The sequence below is a fragment of the Bradyrhizobium sp. P3_C3 genome (genome assembly GCF_056402655.1).
Map to the genome: position 1 here is coordinate 137,384 of NZ_JBFUGY010000011.1, position 19,219 is coordinate 156,602.

At 64.4% G+C, this 19,219-nt stretch carries 22 protein-coding genes; 11 read left to right on the top strand and 11 right to left on the bottom strand.

Annotated features, from left to right (window positions below; translation table 11 throughout):
* Nucleotides 1–10: 10 nt before the first annotated feature.
* Nucleotides 11–1,189 (bottom strand): aminotransferase class V-fold PLP-dependent enzyme, encoded by a 1,179-nt coding sequence (locus AC1DW2_RS14975; RefSeq protein WP_477006436.1) that lies wholly within the window; start codon nucleotides 1,187–1,189, stop codon nucleotides 11–13.
* 201 nt (nucleotides 1,190–1,390) lie between these two features.
* Here AC1DW2_RS14975 and AC1DW2_RS14980 point away from each other — a divergent pair, with 201 nt between their 5' ends.
* From AC1DW2_RS14980 to AC1DW2_RS15000, 5 genes are all read left to right on the top strand, one after another.
* On the top strand, nucleotides 1,391–2,347 hold the full coding sequence (locus AC1DW2_RS14980) for a LysR family transcriptional regulator (RefSeq protein ID WP_224517269.1): 957 nt from the start codon (nucleotides 1,391–1,393) through the stop codon (nucleotides 2,345–2,347).
* A gap of 113 nt (nucleotides 2,348–2,460) precedes the next feature.
* Complete coding sequence (locus tag AC1DW2_RS14985) at nucleotides 2,461–3,654, top strand: CaiB/BaiF CoA transferase family protein (RefSeq protein ID WP_477006437.1); 1,194 nt, start codon at nucleotides 2,461–2,463, stop codon at nucleotides 3,652–3,654.
* Complete coding sequence (locus AC1DW2_RS14990) at nucleotides 3,651–4,592, top strand: hydroxymethylglutaryl-CoA lyase (protein ID WP_477006438.1); 942 nt, start codon at nucleotides 3,651–3,653, stop codon at nucleotides 4,590–4,592. The genes AC1DW2_RS14985 and AC1DW2_RS14990 overlap by 4 nt, the downstream gene beginning before the upstream one ends.
* Nucleotides 4,593–4,631: 39 nt before the next feature.
* Nucleotides 4,632–5,966, top strand: a complete 1,335-nt coding sequence (locus tag AC1DW2_RS14995; protein ID WP_477006439.1) for an MFS transporter — start codon at nucleotides 4,632–4,634, stop codon at nucleotides 5,964–5,966.
* 122 nt (nucleotides 5,967–6,088) lie between these two features.
* Nucleotides 6,089–6,562 carry a VOC family protein gene (locus AC1DW2_RS15000; protein ID WP_477006440.1) on the top strand — a complete coding sequence of 158 codons (474 nt, stop codon included), beginning with the start codon at nucleotides 6,089–6,091 and terminating at the stop codon, nucleotides 6,560–6,562.
* A 12-nt stretch (nucleotides 6,563–6,574) separates the two neighbouring features.
* On the opposite strand, the gene AC1DW2_RS15005 is transcribed toward AC1DW2_RS15000, so the two are convergent.
* From AC1DW2_RS15005 to AC1DW2_RS15020, 4 genes are all read right to left on the bottom strand, one after another.
* A complete protein-coding gene (locus AC1DW2_RS15005; RefSeq protein WP_477006479.1) occupies nucleotides 6,575–7,132 on the bottom strand; it encodes a CAP domain-containing protein in 558 nt (185 codons plus the stop codon).
* A gap of 91 nt (nucleotides 7,133–7,223) precedes the next feature.
* Nucleotides 7,224–8,318, bottom strand: a complete 1,095-nt coding sequence (locus AC1DW2_RS15010) for an AMP-binding enzyme (RefSeq protein WP_063983138.1) — start codon at nucleotides 8,316–8,318, stop codon at nucleotides 7,224–7,226.
* Between the two features lie 8 nt (nucleotides 8,319–8,326).
* Nucleotides 8,327–9,754 (bottom strand): methylenetetrahydrofolate--tRNA-(uracil(54)-C(5))-methyltransferase (FADH(2)-oxidizing) TrmFO, encoded by a 1,428-nt coding sequence (gene trmFO, locus AC1DW2_RS15015; protein WP_477006441.1) that lies wholly within the window; start codon nucleotides 9,752–9,754, stop codon nucleotides 8,327–8,329.
* 126 nt (nucleotides 9,755–9,880) lie between these two features.
* Nucleotides 9,881–10,033: a DUF1127 domain-containing protein gene (locus AC1DW2_RS15020; protein ID WP_007590701.1), complete on the bottom strand. Its 153-nt coding sequence runs from the start codon at nucleotides 10,031–10,033 to the stop codon at nucleotides 9,881–9,883.
* 640 nt (nucleotides 10,034–10,673) lie between these two features.
* On the opposite strand from AC1DW2_RS15020, the gene AC1DW2_RS15025 reads away from it, so the two are divergent.
* Entirely contained in the window at nucleotides 10,674–11,000 is a 327-nt protein-coding gene (locus tag AC1DW2_RS15025; RefSeq protein ID WP_028152352.1) for a hypothetical protein, read from the top strand.
* A 60-nt stretch (nucleotides 11,001–11,060) separates the two neighbouring features.
* Here AC1DW2_RS15025 and AC1DW2_RS15030 read toward each other — a convergent pair whose 3' ends face one another.
* Nucleotides 11,061–11,885, bottom strand: a complete 825-nt coding sequence (locus AC1DW2_RS15030; protein WP_063983140.1) for a lytic murein transglycosylase — start codon at nucleotides 11,883–11,885, stop codon at nucleotides 11,061–11,063.
* 135 nt (nucleotides 11,886–12,020) lie between these two features.
* Nucleotides 12,021–12,929, bottom strand: coding sequence for a DUF2189 domain-containing protein (locus AC1DW2_RS15035; protein ID WP_477006442.1), 909 nt, complete (start codon nucleotides 12,927–12,929; stop codon nucleotides 12,021–12,023).
* Nucleotides 12,930–13,261: 332 nt separating this feature from the next.
* Here AC1DW2_RS15035 and AC1DW2_RS15040 point away from each other — a divergent pair, with 332 nt between their 5' ends.
* Entirely contained in the window at nucleotides 13,262–13,660 is a 399-nt protein-coding gene (locus tag AC1DW2_RS15040; protein WP_028156132.1) for a DUF3597 domain-containing protein, read from the top strand.
* 56 nt (nucleotides 13,661–13,716) lie between these two features.
* Here the strand turns inward: AC1DW2_RS15040 and AC1DW2_RS15045 are convergent, their stop codons facing one another.
* Nucleotides 13,717–13,986, bottom strand: a complete 270-nt coding sequence (locus AC1DW2_RS15045) for a GNAT family N-acetyltransferase (protein ID WP_028152356.1) — start codon at nucleotides 13,984–13,986, stop codon at nucleotides 13,717–13,719.
* 104 nt (nucleotides 13,987–14,090) lie between these two features.
* On the opposite strand from AC1DW2_RS15045, the gene AC1DW2_RS15050 reads away from it, so the two are divergent.
* Together AC1DW2_RS15050 and AC1DW2_RS15055 are read left to right on the top strand one after the other, a co-directional pair.
* Complete coding sequence (locus AC1DW2_RS15050; RefSeq protein WP_477006443.1) at nucleotides 14,091–15,038, top strand: tetratricopeptide repeat protein; 948 nt, start codon at nucleotides 14,091–14,093, stop codon at nucleotides 15,036–15,038.
* 170 nt (nucleotides 15,039–15,208) lie between these two features.
* Nucleotides 15,209–15,607: an SPW repeat protein gene (locus AC1DW2_RS15055; protein ID WP_477006444.1), complete on the top strand. Its 399-nt coding sequence runs from the start codon at nucleotides 15,209–15,211 to the stop codon at nucleotides 15,605–15,607.
* 49 nt (nucleotides 15,608–15,656) lie between these two features.
* Here AC1DW2_RS15055 and AC1DW2_RS15060 read toward each other — a convergent pair whose 3' ends face one another.
* From AC1DW2_RS15060 to AC1DW2_RS15070, 3 genes are all read right to left on the bottom strand, one after another.
* Entirely contained in the window at nucleotides 15,657–15,932 is a 276-nt protein-coding gene (locus AC1DW2_RS15060) for a GNAT family N-acetyltransferase (protein ID WP_477006445.1), read from the bottom strand.
* 11 nt (nucleotides 15,933–15,943) lie between these two features.
* Complete coding sequence (locus AC1DW2_RS15065; protein WP_477006446.1) at nucleotides 15,944–16,459, bottom strand: DUF3828 domain-containing protein; 516 nt, start codon at nucleotides 16,457–16,459, stop codon at nucleotides 15,944–15,946.
* A gap of 92 nt (nucleotides 16,460–16,551) precedes the next feature.
* Nucleotides 16,552–16,914 (bottom strand): hypothetical protein, encoded by a 363-nt coding sequence (locus tag AC1DW2_RS15070; protein ID WP_477006447.1) that lies wholly within the window; start codon nucleotides 16,912–16,914, stop codon nucleotides 16,552–16,554.
* A gap of 94 nt (nucleotides 16,915–17,008) precedes the next feature.
* Here AC1DW2_RS15070 and AC1DW2_RS15075 point away from each other — a divergent pair, with 94 nt between their 5' ends.
* Together AC1DW2_RS15075 and AC1DW2_RS15080 are read left to right on the top strand one after the other, a co-directional pair.
* A complete protein-coding gene (locus AC1DW2_RS15075; RefSeq protein WP_477006448.1) occupies nucleotides 17,009–17,506 on the top strand; it encodes a hypothetical protein in 498 nt (165 codons plus the stop codon).
* Nucleotides 17,507–17,611: 105 nt separating this feature from the next.
* On the top strand, nucleotides 17,612–19,219 hold the full coding sequence (locus tag AC1DW2_RS15080; protein ID WP_477006449.1) for an acyl-CoA synthetase: 1,608 nt from the start codon (nucleotides 17,612–17,614) through the stop codon (nucleotides 19,217–19,219).

Sequence of the window (19,219 nt, forward strand, 5' to 3'; positions counted from 1 at the left end):
TGGCGCGCCACTATCGCGGCGCCAAACCCGCGAGGTGGCCGATCAGCCGGTCGATCTCGGCTTCCGTATTGTAGTAATGCGGGGAGGCCCGCACGACCGGCGGCAGCGAGCGGATCTCGGCATCGATACGGGTGCTCCCCGGATCTGAAGCGCCGATGGTGATGCCCGCCGCAGCGGCGCTGCTGACGATGGCGTCCGCCCCATACCCATCCAGCGTGAAGCTGACGATGGCGCCCGGTGCGCGTCCGAGGTCGCGAATGGTCACGCCGCGAACCGAGGCGAGGCCGCCGCGAAGACGGTCCGCAAGCAGACGGCAGCGCTGCTCGATGGGGCCGAGGCCGATCGCGAGGGCATAATCGATGGCAGTGCCGAGACCGAGACGTGCCGCGTAATTGTTCTCCCATGTCTCGAAACGGCGGGCATCGTCACGGAGCCGATATTCACCTCGCGAGACCCAGGGCGCGGCGAAGTGATCGATCATCGGCGGCTCGAGCCGTTGCAACATCTCGCGGCGGGCGTAGAGAAAGCCCGTGCCGCGCGGGCCGCGGAGGAATTTGCGCCCCGTCGCCGACAGCATGTCACAGCCGATGGCTTCGACGTCGACCGTCATCTGGCCGACCGCCTGGCAGGCGTCGAGCAGATAGGGAATCCCGTGCGCCCGCGCGATCTTGCCGATCGCCGCCGCGGGATTGACCAATCCGCCATTGGTCGGAACCCAGGTGATGGCGATCAGCTTCACGCGCTCGTCGATCATGCGCTCGAGCGCGTGGACGTCGAGCTCGCCGCTGGCATCGCTCGGCACGACATCGATGATCGCGCCCGTGCGCCTTGCGACCTGAAGAAACGCGACGTAGTTGGCAGCGTATTCCGCTTCGGCGGTCAGGATCCGGTCGCCCTGGCGGAACGGAAGCGCGTAGAACGCCATCTGCCAGGCAATTGTCGCGTTCTCCATGAGAGCGATCTCATCGGGGGCGGCATTCAGCAGGTGCGCTACGGAGCCATAGACCGCATCGAGCCGATCGGACTCGCGGTCGGCAGCGGCATAACCTCCGATCTCGCTCTCCAGGTCGATGTGGTCCTTCATTGCCGCGACGACGGCAGTTGGCATGAGGGCCGCGCCGGCATTGTGGAGATAAGCGAGGCGGGAGGCGGCCGGGGTGTCGGAACGTATCCGGTCGATGTCGATCAATGCTGGTCTCCGCCTCTGCCGTCCCGATCCCATGAATTAGGCGCGTTGACGAGCGCGAGCAAGCTTATGTGCTGCTTGGAACAAAATGGCGGATTATTGCCTCGTCTTGGTATCGGATTCCAAATCGGCGGCCTTTCTCCCCGGATTTTGAGAAACCCGGTGACTCCGGACGTTATATCTTCCCGGATCGGGAAACAGACCATGCAAGAGAAGACGCAATCCCGCTCAATGACCGGGACGCCCAGGACCAACATCACCCGACGGATCGACCTCACGACCCTCAGGCTGTTCATCGCCATCTGTGAGGAGGGCAATTTGACGCGCGCCTCGCAGCGCGAGGCGATCGCGCCCTCTGCTGTCAGCAAGCGCATGCATGATCTCGAGGAGGTGCTCGAGGTCGCGCTGTTCGAGCGGCATCCGAACGGCATGGCGCTGACGCCGGCCGGTGAATCGCTGCTGCATCATGCGCGCGTGACGCTGCTCAACGTCGAGAAGATCGCCGTCGACATGGCCGAGCATGCGCGCGGCGTGCGCGGGCATGTGCGGATGCTGGCCAATCTGTCGTCGATCGTCGAATTCCTTCCCGACGATCTGCCCGGCTTCTTTCGCTCCCACGAGCTGGTGCGGCTCGATCTGCAGGAGCGCCCCAGCGCCGATGTCGTTCGCGGCGTCGAGGAGGGCGTGGCCGAAATCGGCATCTGCTCGGCAGACGTGTCGACGCGCGGGCTGGAGCGGTTCTCCTATCGGCGGGACCGCCTCGTTATCGTGGTGCGATCCGATCATCCGCTTGCGTCGGCAAGAGACGTTTCGTTCGCCGACACACTCGACTACGACCATGTCGGCCTGTTTGCGACCAGCTCGATCTATCTGCGCTCGCAATACACCGCGCAGCAGATCGGCAAGTCGATCCGGTTGCGGGTCCACGTCCCGGGTTTTGATGCGGTCTGCCGGATGGTGCAGGCCGGCATGGGTATCGGCCTCATTCCCGACCGAGCGTTCGAGGTCCTCAGTCACGGCATGAACCTGACGGCCGTCGAGTTGAGCGACGACTGGGCTGATCGCGAACTGGTGCTGGTGGCCAGGGATCCCGCGGGATTGTCGGCGACGAGCCAGTTGATGCTCGATCATCTGCGATTGCCCGGAACCAAGCCTCACTGATGGCGCCCTTCGTGTCGTTCGTCATCCGCGAACGCGTGTTCATCAAAGGATATTGGACTTAGGGCCCTGCGCTCGGCGACACCACGATCAAAGACGATCGAGGAGCGCCAGACGTGGACGGACCATTATCCGGAATACGAGTCGTCGAACTCGGAACTTTGATCGCGGCGCCATTTGCCGCGCGGCTCTTTGCTGAGTTCGGCGCCGAGGTCATCAAGATCGAGCAACCTGGCAGTGGCGATCCCCTGCGCAGATGGCGCAAGCTGCATCAGGGCACCTCGCTCTGGTGGTACCTGCAATCCCGCAACAAGAAATCAATCGCGATCGATCTGAAATCACCTGATGGACGCGATGTCGCACTGCGTCTGGCCGCGCAAGCCGATGTCGTGATCGAGAATTTCAAGCCAGGGAGCCTCGAGAAGCTCGGCCTCGGCTGGGACGTGCTCTCTAAGCTCAATCCAGACCTGACACTGGTCCGCATCTCCGGCTACGGGCAGACCGGCCCTTATCGCGACCGCTCCGGGTTCGGCGCGATCGGCGAAGCTATGGGCGGGCTGCGCTTCACTACCGGCGATCCCGATAGCCCGCCCGCCCGGGTCGGCATCAGCATCGGCGACAGCCTCGCGTCGCTTCATGGCGTGATCGGTGCGCTGATGTCGCTGCTTCGTGTCAAGACGGGGCAGGGGCGAGGGCAGGTGGTCGACGTCTCGCTCTACGAGAGCGTGTTCAACCTGATGGAGAGTCTCGTCCCTGAATATGACCTCATGGGTCATGTCAGGACCCGCACCGGCGGCGCCCTGCCGGGCATCAGTCCTTCCAATACATATCCCAGCTCCGACGGGCGCCATGTCGTGATCGCCGGCAACAGCGACGCGATCTTCAAGCGCTTGATGCTGGTCATCGGGCGGCCGGACCTTGCCGACGATCCAGCATTCGCAAGCAATGACGGGCGCGTCCGCGGCAACGCCTTGCTCGATGCTGCCATCGCTGCATGGACCTCGGAGCGAACGATGGACGAGATCCTTGCACGCCTCGATGCGGCCGACGTTCCTGCGGGCCGGATCTATTCCGTCGCCGATATTGTCGACGATCCCCATTACGCTGCCCGCGAGATGATCCTGCCGACCGAGCTGCCGGGCGATGTCACCGTGAAGATGCCGGGCATCGCGCCAAAGCTCTCCGACACCCCGGGCGCCGTCAAATGGCCTGGCCCGACGCTGGGACAGCACACCGACGAGGTGCTCGCGGGCCTCGGCTTGCAGGCAGGCGATATCGCGCAGCTGCGCCGGAGCGGAGCGGTGCAATGACGGCAACGCCACCGGACATCCTGATCCAGGAGGTCGCTCCGCGCGACGGCCTTCAGATCGAAGCGAAATGGGTCGAAACCGGCGAAAAAATCCGGCTGATCAATTCACTCTCTGCGATCGGCTTCGGCCGCATTGAGGTCTCGTCGTTCGTGTCACCGGCGGCCGTGCCGTCGCTGCGCGACGCCACGGACGTCTTCGCCGGCATCGAGCGGCGGCCCGGCACGATCTACACGGCGCTGATCCCGAACCGGAAGGGCTCTGAGCTGGCGCTGGCCGCACGTGCCGACGAGCTCAATTTCGTGATGTCGGCGAGCGAGACGCACAACCGCGCCAACATGAACATGACGCATGCGGTGTCGCTGGCGTCGCTCAGCGAGATCGTGAAGCCGGCCCATGCAGGCGGCGCGTTGGTCAACGCGACGGTTGCGACTGCGTTCGGCTGTCCGTTCGAAGGCCTGCAGCCATTCGAGAAGGTGCTCGATATCGTCAAGCGCTATCTCGATCTCGGGGTCGATGGCGTCACGCTCGCCGATACCACGGGCATGGCCAATCCCAATCAGGTCTCGCGGCTGGTTGCCGAGGTCTTGATGCTGGTCCCTGCGGACATGCTCACGCTTCACTTCCACAACACGCGCGGTCTCGGGCTGGTTAACGTCCTCGCGGCCTATGACACCGGCGCGCGCCGCTTTGACGCCGCGCTGGGCGGCCTCGGCGGATGTCCATTTGCGCCGGGGGCCACCGGCAATGTCTGTACCGAAGATCTCGTCAATCTCTGCCACGAGACGGGCTTGCGAACCGGTCTCGACCTGCAGCGTTTGATCGATCTCTCGTTCCGATTGCCTGGACTGGTCGGACATGAGGTGCCGGGACAGGTCGCCAAGGCCGGCCGTCCCCTCGATCTGCATCCCACACCCGAGCGGCTGCGACGCTCGGGCTGATCGACCGCTATCAAAATTCAAAACACATTGGAGGAAACCATGACGATTGCCACGGCGGCGACTGCCGACCTCGATACTGGACTCACAGAGCATCAGGTCATCAAGAAGATTGCGTGGCGGCTGATGCCGCTGATCATTGTCTGCTACTTCTTTGCGTTCTTCGACCGCGTCAACATCAGCTTCGCCAAGGCTGCGCTGCAGGCCGATCTCGGCCTCAGCAACACCGCCTACGGATTTGGCGCCAGCCTGTTCGTCGTTGGTTACGTCTTGCTGGAAGTGCCGAGCAACATGCTGCTCTATCGCTTCGGCGCGCGGCGCTGGATCGCCCGCATCATGATTTCCTGGGGGCTGGCGACGGCGGCGATGGTCTTCGTTCATAGCGAGTGGCAGTTCTATGCGCTGCGCTTCGTGATCGGCGCCATGGAGGCGGGATTTGCGCCTGGCATTCTGTATTACCTGACACTCTGGTTTCCAAAATCGCATCGCGGCCGCATGACGTCGGTGTTCTTTCTCGCCACTGCATTCTCGGGGATCATCGGCGCGCCGATCTCGGGTCTCGTCCTCAATTACCTGAACGGGCTGCACGGTCTGGCCGGTTGGCAATGGCTGTTTCTGGCCGGCGGCATTCCCTGCGTTGCGCTTGGTTTCGTCGTGCTGCTGCGCTTCGACGACGGGATCGAGCACGCCGAATGGTTGAGCGACGACGAGCGCCGGTTGATCTCGGTTCAGCTGGACCGCCAGAAGAACGAGATCGGCGAGCATTCGGCATGGCGCTCGCTGCTCATGCCCGGCGTGCTGCTGCTCGGATTCATCTACTTCCTGATCCAGATCGCTTCCTACGGCCTCAATTTCTGGGCGCCTGACCTGATCAAAGCGGCCGGCGGAGGCAGTGCAGCCGCGATCGGCTTCCTGACCGCCGTTCCCTACATCTGCGGCGCCATCTGCATGATTATCGTGGGGCGATTGTCGGATGCATCGGGCGAGCGCCCGAAATTCGTCGCGAGCCTGGTTCTGGTCGCAGCGGTGGGCTTTTTCGCCTCAGGCGTATTCGACAGGAACGTCGTCACGCTGGTTGGCGCGCTCGCCATTCTTGGTGCCGGCGTGGTTGCGGCCATTCCGACATTCTGGACGCTGCCTCCGAAAATTCTCACCGGCGCGGGGGCGGCGAGCGGGATCGCGCTCATCAACACGCTGGGGCAGGTCGGTGGCATCGTCAGCMCGGTCATGGTCGGCTCGGTCAAGGATTGGACTGGCAGCACGACACCGGCGCTCTATGTCATCGGCGGCTTGTGCGTACTCTGTGCGTTGTTGCTGCTGACGGTGCTTCCGCGTGACCTGAAAGCCAGGGACGTGGCGGAACCCCGGGTCGCATAGGCCGCGGCATTGGCGCGCCTTGGTCAGGCGCATTCAAGAGGGTATCTAGGCGAAAGACATCACACCGCCGTCCATTCTCAATGGATGGCGGTGTGATGGCCTGGAACCGAAGGGGACGCGCAATGGCGAAAAACACGATCTGCCTCTGGTACGACAACGACGCCGAGGCGGCTGCCCGCTTCTATGCCGAGACGTTCCCCGACAGCGCAGTGAGCGCCATCCACCGCGCGCCCAGCGACTACCCGTCGGGCAAGGCTGGCGACGTGCTCACCGTCGAGTTCACCGTGGCCGGTGTTGCCTGTCTCGGCCTCAACGGCGGTCCGATCTTCAAGCACAACGAGGCCTTCTCGTTCCAGATCGCCACCGACGATCAGGAGGAGACCGACCGCTATTGGAACGCCATCATCGGCAATGGCGGGCAGGAGAGCGCCTGCGGCTGGTGCAAGGACAGATGGGGCCTCTCCTGGCAGATCACGCCGCGGGGGTTGACGGAGGCACTGGCGGCCGGCGGTGCCGAGGCAAAGCGCGCCTTCGATGCGATGATGGGGATGACGAAGATCGATGTCGCCGCGATCGAGGCCGCGCGCCACGGCTGAAATTATCTCGTCTCAGATACAGAGGCCGAGCAGCTTGATGTGGCAGCCGCTGGATTTCGGTTTGCTGGCGGGCGCGGCCTCGCGCTTCACGGCAACCAGCGGCTCCTCGTCCTTCTTGCCTTTACCTTTGCCCTTCGGCTCGTAGTCGCCCGCGATCACCATGGCCCAATAGGTTCGCTTGCCGCTGGCATTCTTGGCGCTGGCGATACCGACGCGGGAGGCGTTGTGCAGCAGCAGGTTCTTGCGATGCCCGGACGAGTCGATCCACTGTCCCAGCGTCTTCTCGAAATTGTCGTAGCCATAGGCGATGTTCTCGGCCGCGCGGCCCGCGCCGGCCGGTGCGACGCGCCGGTTGAACGGGCCGAGCGCGTCGTGGCTGAGGTCGTCCTTCGCCGCCATCGCGCGGGCCTGGTCCATGGCAATGCGGTCGAGGGTTGAATCGCGGACGACGCGGACCTCGCCGTTCTTGAGGCGAAAGCCGGAGATCAGCTCGGCCGGGGATTCGGCCATCGCGGGTGCAGCTGCAAGCAGCAGAAGGCCAGCGATCACGCCGCCAACCACACGATGCATCATCATCCCCCGAATGCCCATGACCCGCCGCCCGATTGATCCGATCGGTTCTCTATCGCCAATGTGGACGCTTCAAGGCGCGCGCAGCCCGTCAGCTCGCCGGCAGGTCCGCCTCGAAATTGAAGCGGTCGCGCAGGTTTTTCCGTTGTTCCAGGATGTCCTTGAGGAAGGCGCGGTCCTGGTCGTTCTTCATCATCGGCTCGATCAGGTCGAGCTGGTTCATGGCGACCAGTTGCAGGATCTCGGTTCGCGGCTTGCCGCTGGTATCGCGGGGCAGCGCGTGTACGACCTGGATGTGTTCCGGCGGCTTTGGGCCCTTGGCGGCCGAAAGCTCGCTGCGAAGCTCGCCTTCAAGCGTGGCCTGATCGGCCTCGACGAAGGCATAAAGCCCGACGCCGGAGCGGCGGTCGGCGAAGGCGACGATGGCGGTGTCGCGCACGGCCGGGTTCTTGCGGATCAGCTCGGCCAGCACCGGCGCGTCGTTGACCAGTCGGCGGCCGCCGCCCTCGCGGTCGGTGAAGTTGAACAGGCCGCGCGTGATCGCGCGGTAGACCTTCTTGCCGGTCGCGAGCCACAGGCTGGCGGCGAATGATTTCTTCGCCAGGATTTTTCGCTCGCGCGGCGTCAGCGCCTCGGGTGCATAGGAGCGCTTGTGCTTGAGCAGATGCCGCAGGTCCTCGTAGGCGAGGATGCGGTAGAGCCGGCCACGTCGGTTGAAGCAGGCCGCGAGCTGGAAGTCGGTCACGTAGGCGCGGCCGTCGCGGCCGACCAGCCAGTTCTGCTCCTTGGCGAGATCGTTGTGGCAGATGCCGGCGCGGCGCAGCCGGCGTAGCGCCGCCTTGGCCGAGCGGAAATAGGCGAGGTCGCCATGTGGCTTGGCGAGATGGAGCGCGACGCCGTCGACAAAGCCGCGCACGAGCGCCCGGCGGCCGGCCCACAGCAAATCGGGGCCGACATTGAGGCCTTTGGCCAGCGCCAGCGCGTGCTTCTCACGCGCGAACAGGTGGCGCGCCAAGGGGAATGACCACCACGGCACTTCGTCGAGCCGGCGCAGCACGGCGTCGACCTCGCCGCTGTCACCGCGGAAGCGGCCGCGCTCGACGGTCGAGAACACGTCGCGCTTGAGCAGCACGCCCTCGGTCCAGCGCGCCGACAGTGTCGCGGCGTCGTCTTTGGGAAGACTCATCGAAAAACTCACGCGGCTGCGGCGATGCGCAGGTGATCGGCGATCCAGCGATCGAGATCGGCGAGCGCCAGCGCGCTCATCGCCTGCTTCTTGGCCACCGTCTTCTCGTTGCCGCGCAGGCGGGTGCCGTCGGGCTTCTTCGTTGGAGCACTCGCAAGCGGCGGGAACAGGCCGAAATTGATGTTCATCGGCTGGAACGAGCGCGTACCGGGCTCGATGGTCTCGATATGGCCGCCGGTGATGTGACCGAGCAGCGATCCCAGTGCCGTCGTAGCGGGCGGGCTCGCCAGTGTCTCGCCGCGCGCATCCGCCGCCGCATAGAGACCGGCGATCAGGCCGACGCTGGCGGATTCCACGTAGCCCTCGCAGCCGGTCATCTGACCGGCGAAGCGCAGCCGCGGCTGCGCGCGCAGGCGCAGCTGGCCGTCGAGCAGCTTTGGCGAATTGAGGAAGGTGTTGCGATGCAGGCCGCCGAGGCGGGCGAATTCGGCCTTCTCCAGCCCCGGAATGCTGCGGAAGATGCGTTGCTGCTCGCCGTATTTCAGCTTCGTCTGGAATCCGACGATGTTGTAGAGCGTGCCGAGCTTGTTGTCCTGGCGCAGCTGCACGACCGCGTAGGCCTTCGTGGTGGGATCGTGCGGATTGGTGAGGCCGACCGGCTTCATCGGGCCGTGGCGCAACGTCTCGGGGCCGCGCTCCGCCATCACCTCGATCGGCAGGCAGCCGTCGAAATAGGGCGTGTTGGTCTCCCATTCCTTGAACTCGGTCTTCTCGCCCGCGATCAGCGCGGCGACGAAGCCGTCATACTGCTCCTTGGTCATGGGGCAGTTGATGTAGTCGGCGCCGGTGCCGCCGGGGCCGACCTTGTCATAGCGCGACTGGAACCAGGCCACCGACATGTCGATGGACTCGCGATGCGCGATCGGCGCGATCGCGTCGAAGAAGGCGAGCGCGTTCTCGTCGGTGAGCTCGCGAATGGCGTCGGCGAGTGGCGCGGAGGTGAGGGGCCCGGTCGCAACGATGACGTTGCTCCAATCGGCCGGCGGCAGGCCTGAAACCTCGCCGCGGGCGATCTCGATCAGGGGGTGGTCGTTGAGCGCCTTGGTGACGGCCGCCGAGAAGCCGTCGCGGTCGACCGCGAGCGCGCCGCCGGCGGGCACCTGGTTGGCGTCGGCCGCGCGCATGATCAGCGAGCCGAGCCGGCGCATTTCGGCGTGCAGCAGGCCGACGGCGTTGTTGGCGGCGTCGTCCGAGCGGAACGAATTGGAGCAGACGAGCTCGGCGAGCCCATCGGTGCGGTGCGCCTCGGTCATGCGGTCCGGCCGCATCTCGTGCAGCACCACGGGCACGCCGGATTTGGCGACCTGCCAGGCGGCTTCGGAACCGGCAAGGCCAGCGCCGATCACGTGCACAATGTTGGATTGGGGTCCTGTCATGGGGCGGACAGGTAGCGCTTTTCGGCGGTCAGTGGAATCGCCGAGATGGAGTTTTCTGCCATCAGAAACGACAACGCCCGCACGAGGCGGGCGCTATCGGTTCGTCCGGTGAAGGGCTGAACGATATCAGCCCTGATACTGACCGGCGGCAACGCGCGGGATGTCCGAGCGATCGAGGCCGATGTCGGCCAGTTCGCGATCGCTGAGCTGGGACAGCTCGGCAACATTGCGCTGATAGTCCCGGAAAGCCTGGATCATGCGGATGAGCGAGAGCAGCATTGGTAGTCTCCTGTAGTTCGATTCAGCCCTTGCCCGGGCCTCATCGTTGAAATGAATATAGGTGAGAGTGGTGCAGTGCGAAAGTTCCGATGTTGCGATGCAGCTAAGCGCGGGGTGCATAGCGGTGGTAACGGACGATTAACCCGGAAGCACTCTCGCCCAAAGGGTAGGCGAAATAGGGAATGCTTTGCCATAAATCACCGTGAATTCACGGGTTTACTGCAAACAAGCTCGTTACCGGTGAAATGGAAATAGGTAGGGTTCCAACTGTTCTCAAGGCGATCAGTCAGCGCCTGCACCCAAGTCTCGCATGCGCGAATCGCATGATAGCGGAACTATAGAGATGAATATAAATTCATTGATATGAGAGATACCACGCGACCGGATCTCGCCGATCCGACTCGCTCAGGGCTGGCGGATCACCAGGCGACCGGGCATGGAGCCTGCCGAAACTCACCTTGCCTCGTTTCAGACCGCAGCCGCCTCCTTGGTGCGGTGCACACACGCCGAACGTGTGGCGTTCATTACAAGGGTGTAATGAAAATCAGAAATTTCGCATGGTGCCTCTGCGCCGCGCGCAACATCACGCAATTTTCGCGAGAAATTTATTGCGGCAAGTTGCCGCGCCCGGAGGAAAGTCATGTCGCAGATTCTGGCAATGTCGCTGGTTCTGTCACAAGAACAAGAGAAGGAAAGTAACATCATGACGAAGTTACTCGGGGTTATCGCAATTGCCGCCGTCGCGTTCGCCGTCGCGCCGGCCCAGGCTGCCAAGCACGCCATGGGCGGTTGCAGCTCGGCCAACCTGGAGAAGACGGAGACCGCGATCGAGAACATGGCCGACGGCGACAGCAAGTTCGTGGCGCAGAAGGAGATCGCGGCTGCGCAGGACGCGCTTCTCAACGGCAAAATGGGTGTGTGCGGCGCGCACCTGAACAAGGCGATGAACGCCACCATGGGGAAGTAAACGCACCAAGAGAGGGCCGATCGCCGGGCGATCGGCCCTACGCGTCCTGTCGGGCGCTCTTTAAGGGGCGCGTGCGAGCTGGGTCGCGAAATAGGCGACGGTCTTGGAGTAGACTTCGCTCTTATTCCACTGCTGCAATACCGCAAAATTCGGACTGCCCGGCTGCCAATCCTTGCCGCGCTGCCAGCCGTAGCCGGCGAGATAATTGGCCGTGGAGGCGAGCACGTCGGGCGCGTTGTGCAAGAGGTCGCGCTTGCCATTGCCGTCGAAATCGACGGCGTATTTCATCCAGGACGACGGCATGAACTGGGTCTGGCCGAGCTCGCCGGCCCATGCGCCCTTCATGTCGGCGGGGGCGAGGTCACCGCGCTGGACGATGCGCAGCGCATCCAGCAGCTCGGCACGAAACTGGTCGGAGCGACGGCAATCATAGGCCAGCGTTGCCAGCGAGCGGATGGTGGCGAACTTGCCGGTGTTGACGCCGAAATCGGTCTCGAGACCCCAGATCGCGACCAGCACCTCGCCGGGCACGCCATAGGTCTGTTCGATGCGGGACAGCACCGAGCCGTATTGCTTCATCATGTTGGAGCCGCGCTGCATGCGCGGCGGCACCATGCGGCCGGAGAACTCCTCGAAGGTCTGGGTGAAGACTTTTTGCGAGCGGTCCCGGTTGAGCACGCTCTGATCGAGCGTTACGCCGGCAAGCCCGGCGGCAACGGCCTGCTGCGAGACGCCCTTGGCCGCGGCGTCGGCTTTGAAGTCCGCGAGCCAGGCGTCGAAATTGCCCGAGCCGCAGGCAACAGCGGCGAGGGCTGGCTGGGCGGTTAGGATTGACGCGGAGAGGGCGAGGGCTGCGAGAGCGAGACGAGAAATCGTCGGGGTCATCAGATGAAATGGATTCCGTGAAGTGATCTGACCGGCGGGCGCAATTTCGATTGTAACCGCGGCCAAAGCAAGGCGTATGACAGCACGCAATCCTGCCCGAGCCGAGCCCGGGCAGGATCGCATGTCACGATATCGTCAGGCGTCCGTCCGATTGCGCCAGGGGAAGAGGTTGGCGGGGAAGTCGGCGGCCGGCTTGCGCGGGCGATGCGGCGGGGGCGGCACCGGGCGTGCGCCGGGCTCCGAGACGATCACCTTGCGGTAGAGGTGCCAGGTGGCGTGGCCGAGCAGGGGGATCACCACGGCAAGGCCAAGGAACGCCGGAATCGTACCGAGCGCAAGCAGCACCGCCACAATCAGGCCCCAGGCCGCCATCGGCACCGGGTTCTTGGCGACGACGCGCAGGGACGTCACCATGGCCTCGAACGCGCCGGCATGGCGGTCGAGCATCAAGGGGAACGACACGGCGCTGATGCAGAGCGCGGCGAGCGCAAACAGGAAGCCGGTGCCGCAGCCGACCACGATCAGCCACCAGCCTTGCTGGGTCGTCAGCACGCGCGTCACGAAATCAGAGATCCCGGTCGCGCCCTCATAGCCGAACGCTGCGACATAGATCGCCTGAGCGGTCGCAACCCAAGTCACGAACAGAGCGAACAGCAGGGTGCCGAGACCGAGCATGGCGCCGAACGAAGGCGAGCGCAGCACCTCCATGGCATTCCAGGCGCTGGCCTCCTCATAACGTTCGCGCCGGCTGGAGAGCTCATAGAGACCGAGCGCGGCGAACGGGCCGATCAGCGCGAAGCCTGCGGCCAGTGGGAACAACAGCGGCAGCACCGAATAGCCCATCACCGCGCGGGCGAGCACGAGGCCCAGCACCGGATAGATCACGCAGAGGATGATGGCGTGGCTCGGCACCGCCTTGAAATCTTCCCAGCCGCGCCTGAGCGCGTCGTGCAGATCGGACAGTTGGATGGTTCGGATCACCGGTCCAGCCGCATCCGCGGGCTGGGCCACAGTGGGGACATTGCCCGGGTAGAGTGTGGCCATGGTCGCTAGCTCCCTTGCCATGCAGCCGAATTCGGCGCCGGCAACGGCGCAAGCGGCCGCTTTTCTGAGTTTCGCGATTCCGGCCAGACGCGAATTCCGGACGTCATCGCGAACTGAAAGTGGAGCGTACGCCCATTTCCGAGTCCTGTCCCACACGCTTGGTTGAGATTCGATGCCGCACCGCAACCTCAACGATGTCATTCGGTCGTCATTTCGCCGCAGATAAGCTGATGCTGGTTGTCGGTTCGCAGAACTTCGCGGGCGTAACGCCGTAACTTCGTTTATAAGTGCCACTCAAGGCCCTTCCAACGGATCCTATTCGGGGAGAAGACATGAGCATTTTCGGGAAAATCATGGGCGCGATCTTCGGCAGCCATCCGGCTTCCGCCGCGCCCGCAGGTGGCGCACCCTCGGGTAGCGCACCCGCCAGCGCCGCGCCGGGCGGATCGGCGCCTGCTGCCGCGCCGATGGCAACCGTGGACGTTGCGGCCATCGTCGACAAGCTGGTCGCTGCCCAGAAGGAGAAGCTGGAATGGCGCACCTCGATCGTCGACCTCATGAAGGCGCTCGACATCGACTCCAGCCTTGCCGCGCGTAAGGACCTCGCCAAGGAGCTCGGCTACAGCGGTGACATGAACGACTCGGCGAGCATGAACGTCTGGCTGCACAAGCAGGTGATGTCCAAGCTGGCCGCCAATGGCGGCAAGCTGCCGCCGGAGATCAAGCACTGACCGATTGCTCGGTCGTAAGCCAGGGGGGCCCGCGATCTCGCGGGCCCCTTTTGCATTCAGGCGACGAGGTCTGCTTCCTCCGGATGCCTGTCGAGATAGTCGACGACGAAGCCACAGCCGGCGATCACCTTCTTGCCGTCGCGGCGGATCAAGTCCAGCGCACCCTTGATCAGCTCGGACGCAATGCCGCGGCCGCGTAGCGCGCGCGGCGTCTCGGTATGGGTGATGATCACGGCCGACGGCGTCAGCCGGTAATTGGCGAAGGCGATTTCGTTGCCCGCATCGAGCTCGAAGCGACTCCTGTCCTTGTTGTCCCGTACCGCCATGCCAGATCCCTTCGAAGCGCTGCGTGTTCTCTGATTTAGGCGCCTGAACCGGCCCTTGCCAAGGTGCGACCAAGGGAGGTTGCCGCAGGGGAGATATCCGGAAAATGCGTGTCCCGCTCAGCCTCTTGGCGCTGCTTGCGGCGCTCGTCTCGACCGCGCCGGTGTCGGCTGCGGCCGAAGGCGCCCCGGCCTGGGAGGCCTGCGTCGGGCTGACCAGCACGCCGGACGCGCGGATCAAAGCCTGCTCGACCGTGATCGATACCAGGGGCGAGGGCGGGCAGAGGCTCGCCGGCGCCTATTGCAATCGCGGCCATGGGCTCACCGAGAAACGCGAGCTCGACGCCGCGTTGTCCGATCTCGACGAGGCGGTCCGGCTCGCTCCCGGCTATGCCTGCGCCTACAACAATCGCGGCCGCGTCTACAGCTTCAAGCGCGACTATGATCGTGCCATCGCCGAATACGACCTGGCCATCAAGCTCGATCCGTCGCTGGCGCTGGCCTACAGCAACCGCGGCGAGGCCCGTTTCAACAAGGGCGACCTCGACGGCGCCATTGCCGATTTCGACGCGGCGATCGAGCGCGATCCCAACTATGTCACCGCCTACGCCAACCGCGGCTTCGTCTACGCCCGCAAGCACGACACGGCGCATGCGCTCGCCGACTACAGCATGCGGATCAGGCTGGCGCCGGATCTGATTGCCTATATCGACCGCGGCAACGTCTACCGCGACAGCGAGCAGCTCGACCGGGCCTCCGCCGACTACGGCGAGGCGATCCGCGTCGCGCCGGCCGACGCACGCGGCTGGCGCAATCGCGGCATGATCCGGCTCTATCGGGGCGACAACAAGGGCGGCCTCGCCGACTACGACAAGGCGTTGCAATACGATCCCTCCGACGTGTTCTCCTGGAACAACCGCGGCCAGGCCAGGCTGCGCCTCGGCGACAGGCAGGGCGCGATTGCCGATTTCCGGAAGGCGCTGGAATTGCGTCCAGGCCTGCCGTCCGCCCATGATGCACTGCAGAAGCTCGGGGCGCTAACGCGTGAGCCATAATTGGCTCGCTGTTTCGCTTGCAAAAACACTGGTCAGTCTTGCAATCGTGCTCCCGGTTCCCCACGTGTTTCTTCAGGACATACGCCCGAATGCGGCCGGCACGGTCGCTAGACATTCGGAGTGTCATGATCGCCAGCCGCTGACGTATGCCTCTTTTGGAGGAGGATACGATGTCGGACTTTAGTTTCATCAAGACTCATCGAACATGGGAAGATTGGTGCGGGATGCTGCTCGGCGCGCTGATTGTCGCATCGCCGTGGTTCCCCATCCAGGATCACTCGTCGATCGTCGAACGCCAGACGATGATCCTGAACACGGTCGCAATCGGCCTCGTCGTATTTGGCCTGAGCCAGCTCGAATATGTCGCGTTGCAGCGCTGGCAGGAGGTGGCGACGATCCTGGTCGGGCTGTGGCTTATCGTCTCGCCCTATGTGTTCGGTTATTCCGGCGAAGGCTTTCTCCGGATCTACCATACGAGTCTCGGAGCGGTGGCGGTGATCCTCGGCGTGCTCCAGCTGTGGCAGGACTGGGGTCTGAGTGACCAGGATATGCTGAAGCATGGGCAATAAGCGGTAGATTTGAGCAGGCCTGCCGCGCGCTCGGCGGGCCTGCGCTCGCTTAACTCTTCACCAAATCCGCATACTCCGGATGTTTCTCGACCCACGCCTTCACGAACGGGCATTGCGGGATCAGTTTCAAGCCGRCCGCGCGGACCTGGTCAAGCGCGCCTTGCACCAGCTTCGAGCCGACGCCCTTGCCACCGAGCTCCTTCGGCACGTCGGTATGCTCGAAGGTGATGACGTTGCCGTCGAGCTTGTAGTGTTCGGTCGCGAGATGGCCCTCCACCTCCAGCTCGAAGCGATGATCGGCCTTGTTATCGATGACCTCGGTCATGGTGTCTCCCGTCAGGTCTTCAACGAGTCCGCCAGCATCTTGCGGATCGACCAGGCCTCGCCGTCGGACGAGCCCTTGATGTCGTCGATCCGCCAGCTGTTGGCCTCGCGCACGAAGTCATAACGCACGATCTGGTCGGCGGGTTTGCGGTCGTTGCGGTGGCCGGTGATGGTCACCGCGATCGTCGCCTTGTCGGCCTCCACCTTCTCCGCGTCAACCTTGAAGGATTTCACGTCCGGTTCCTGCGAGTTGGTGACAGGATCGAAATCGACCGGACCAACGTCGCCCTTCGGCGTATGCGCATCCGCCTTGGCCCACAGCGCGACCAGCGCCCCCGAGAGATATCTTGTTTTGGCCGCCTTGTTCTCGATGATGAAGGCGCCGCCGCCATCGCCTTTGCCCTTGGCCGCGCGCGTGTAGATGGCGGTCAGGATCGCGACGGGGTCGCTGGAGGCAGGCATCACGGCGAATGCCGGGGAGGCGGTGGCAAGCAGAGAGGCGGTGACGAAGGTCCGACGGGTGAGCATGAAATGTCCCTGAGATAATGACGTGCGACCGCAGGGCCGGAGCGGCCGGCGTCAGCGCGTATCTCTGTAGACCGATGGAGCGGCCGCTCGGTTCAATCGGTCGCTTTGGCGAGCCTGGAATCTTCAGATTGCGGCTGCGGGCGGAGGCAACCCTGGCAGATGACGAGGGAGCGGGTGACCCTGGCGTCCTGCTCGGCCTCGATGCCGTCCTGGGCCTGCCACCATTCCTTCGAATAGGGCTGAAGTCCGGCTTGCGACCTGTTGCGCTCGGAGCCGGCGTCGGCGCGCGTGGCACGCGGAGCCCCGGAACGTGGCTGGTTGGGATCCTCGCCGGCGCCGTCCCAGGCATAGCGCGCAGGCTTGAAGGCGGGGTCGGCGGAGAGGTGCGTCTGAGGCGCCACGGCACATCCGGCGAGCGCCAGCGACAACAGGAGGAAGGCGGGCGCTTTGACCATGATGCGGCACTCTGTACGCGAGAACTGGCTGAGGTTGCGCCGATCATGTTTAAAATTCCCTGAACGGTCGCGGCCGCGCCGGCGACAAACGCGAATGCGATATCTGGCCCTCCTGCTCACACTGCTCGCCACCGCTGCGCGCGCCGGCGATGCAAGACCGTTCAATGCCTCCGATTATCCGCCCGGCGTGCAGCAGGCTCTGCGCTACGCCAATGAGGAATGCGACAGCCAGGATGGTGGCCTGGTGACCTTCGCGCCGGACACCGTGCGCAAGATCGACCTGACCGGCGACGGCCGTGAGGACTACATCGTCGATTTCCGCGACACCAAATGCGGGGAGCGCGAGACCACCTATTGCGGAACCGGCGGCTGCGTCATGGACGTCCTGGTGACTCTGCCCGATGGCAGCGTACGTCCCGTGTTCGACGGCTATGTCCGCAGCTACAAGATTTTGCCGCCGCCGATGAAGCGTGGCGCGGCGCGCACCATTCGCTTCGATCTGCACGGCAGCTATTGCGGCGGTTTCGGTGCGCAGGCCTGCCGGAAGGAGAAGGCCATCACGGCGACGCCGTTTGCGTTCAAGCAGCCGTAGGGCAGATGCGCGACCGGCGGCCTTGCTACACCGCATTCGATGGCGATAAATGGGCTGCAAGGAGCGGGCGGCTCGTGCGCCGTCCGCCGTCGAAGAGGAAGCCCGATGCAGCCCCTGCGCATGTCCCGCCGCGTCATGAATCTCGCTCACATGCTGACCCAGAATGCGCGGCGGCATGGGGCGCGTCCCGGTTTCGTCTGGGGTGACAAATCCTGGACCTGGCGCGAGATCGATGCGCAGGTCTCGGCGCTGGCCGCCGCACTCGCCGCGCGCGGCATCGCCAAGGGCGACCGCATCCTCGTCCATTCCAAGAACGGCGACGAGATGTTCTTCTCGATGTTCGCCGCGTTCCGGCTCGGTGCGGTCTGGGTGCCCACCAATTTCCGCCTGATGCCGGATGAGGTCACCTATCTCGCGCAGGCCTCCGGCGCGAAGGCGTTCCTGTGCCACGTCGATTTTCCCGAGCACGCCTCAGCCGTGAAGGGCGGTGCGCTGGAGTTCACCTGGAGCGTCGACGGCAAGGGCTCGTTCGGAGAGCGCTCGGTGGCGGAAGCCATCGCCTCGCAGGCCGGTGCAAGCGTTGCGAACGTCGCCGTCGAGCACGATGATCCCTGCTGGTTCTTCTTCACCTCCGGCACCACCGGCCGCTCCAAGGCCGCGGTGCTGACCCACGGCCAGATGGGTTTTGTCGTCACCAACCATCTCGCCGATCTCACCCCCGGCGTCACGGAAGCGGATGCGTCGCTGGTGGTGGCGCCGCTGTCGCACGGCGCCGGCGTCCATCAGCTGGTGCAGACCGCCCGCGGCGTATGCACCGTCCTGCTGCCGACGGAGAAATTCGACATCAACGAGGCGTTCCGCCTGATCGAGGCGCATCGGGTCAGCAATCTCTTCACGGTGCCGACGATCCTGAAGATGATGGTCGAGCATCCGGCCGCCGACAAATACGATCATTCCTCGCTGCGTCACGTGATCTATGCCGGCGCGCCGATGTACCGCGAGGACCAGAAGGCCGCGCTGAAGAAGCTCGGCAAGGTCATCGTGCAGTATTTTGGCCTCGGCGAGGTCACCGGCAACATCACCGTGCTGCCGGCTGCGCTGCATGATCCCGAGGACGGGCCCTATGCGAAGATCGGCACCTGCGGCTTCGAGCGCACGGCCATGCAGGTCTCGATCCAGGACGACGAGGGCCGCGAGCTGGCCGCCAACCAGAGCGGCGAAATCTGCGTGATCGGGCCTGCCGTGCTCGCCGGCTACTACGACAACCCCGAGGCCAATGCGAAGGCGTTCCGCGACGGCTGGTTCCGCACCGGCGACCTCGGCCACATGGACGAGGAGGGGTTCGTCTACATCACGGGACGGGCCTCCGACATGTACATCTCCGGTGGCTCCAATATCTATCCGCGCGAGATCGAGGAGAAGATCTTGACGCATCCCGCGGTCGGCGAGGTCGCCGTGCTCGGCGTGCCCGATGCGACCTGGGGCGAGGTCGGCGTCGCCGTCTGCGTCGCGCGCGAAGGCGAGAAGCCGGTGAGCGAAGCCGAGATGGCGGCGTTCCTCCTGCCGAAGGTGCCGCGCTACAAGATGCCGAAGCGGTTCTTCTTCTGGGAGGCCTTGCCGAAGTCCGGCTATGGCAAGATCCCGAAGCGCATGGTGCGCGATGAGCTCGAGGCGCGCGGGCTGCTCGATCTCGACAACAAGCAGGCGGGCTGA

Bases quoted from the DNA above. Each gene is read 5' to 3' on its own strand.
- AC1DW2_RS14980 (WP_224517269.1), top strand. From the start codon at position 1,391: ATGCAAGAGAAGACGCAATCCCGCTCAATGACCGGGACGCCCAGGACC.
- AC1DW2_RS14990 (WP_477006438.1), top strand. From the start codon at position 3,651: ATGACGGCAACGCCACCGGACATCCTGATCCAGGAGGTCGCTCCGCGC.
- AC1DW2_RS15000 (WP_477006440.1), top strand. From the start codon at position 6,089: ATGGCGAAAAACACGATCTGCCTCTGGTACGACAACGACGCCGAGGCG.
- AC1DW2_RS15005 (WP_477006479.1), bottom strand. From the start codon at position 7,132: ATGCATCGTGTGGTTGGCGGCGTGATCGCTGGCCTTCTGCTGCTTGCA.
- AC1DW2_RS15010 (WP_063983138.1), bottom strand. From the start codon at position 8,318: ATGAGTCTTCCCAAAGACGACGCCGCGACACTGTCGGCGCGCTGGACC.
- trmFO (WP_477006441.1), bottom strand. From the start codon at position 9,754: ATGACAGGACCCCAATCCAACATTGTGCACGTGATCGGCGCTGGCCTT.
- AC1DW2_RS15020 (WP_007590701.1), bottom strand. From the start codon at position 10,033: ATGCTGCTCTCGCTCATCCGCATGATCCAGGCTTTCCGGGACTATCAG.
- AC1DW2_RS15025 (WP_028152352.1), top strand. From the start codon at position 10,674: ATGTCGCAGATTCTGGCAATGTCGCTGGTTCTGTCACAAGAACAAGAG.
- AC1DW2_RS15030 (WP_063983140.1), bottom strand. From the start codon at position 11,885: ATGACCCCGACGATTTCTCGTCTCGCTCTCGCAGCCCTCGCCCTCTCC.
- AC1DW2_RS15035 (WP_477006442.1), bottom strand. From the start codon at position 12,929: ATGGCCACACTCTACCCGGGCAATGTCCCCACTGTGGCCCAGCCCGCG.
- AC1DW2_RS15040 (WP_028156132.1), top strand. From the start codon at position 13,262: ATGAGCATTTTCGGGAAAATCATGGGCGCGATCTTCGGCAGCCATCCG.
- AC1DW2_RS15045 (WP_028152356.1), bottom strand. From the start codon at position 13,986: ATGGCGGTACGGGACAACAAGGACAGGAGTCGCTTCGAGCTCGATGCG.
- AC1DW2_RS15050 (WP_477006443.1), top strand. From the start codon at position 14,091: ATGCGTGTCCCGCTCAGCCTCTTGGCGCTGCTTGCGGCGCTCGTCTCG.
- AC1DW2_RS15055 (WP_477006444.1), top strand. From the start codon at position 15,209: ATGTCGGACTTTAGTTTCATCAAGACTCATCGAACATGGGAAGATTGG.
- AC1DW2_RS15065 (WP_477006446.1), bottom strand. From the start codon at position 16,459: ATGCTCACCCGTCGGACCTTCGTCACCGCCTCTCTGCTTGCCACCGCC.
- AC1DW2_RS15070 (WP_477006447.1), bottom strand. From the start codon at position 16,914: ATGGTCAAAGCGCCCGCCTTCCTCCTGTTGTCGCTGGCGCTCGCCGGA.
- AC1DW2_RS15075 (WP_477006448.1), top strand. From the start codon at position 17,009: ATGCGATATCTGGCCCTCCTGCTCACACTGCTCGCCACCGCTGCGCGC.
- AC1DW2_RS15080 (WP_477006449.1), top strand. From the start codon at position 17,612: ATGCAGCCCCTGCGCATGTCCCGCCGCGTCATGAATCTCGCTCACATG.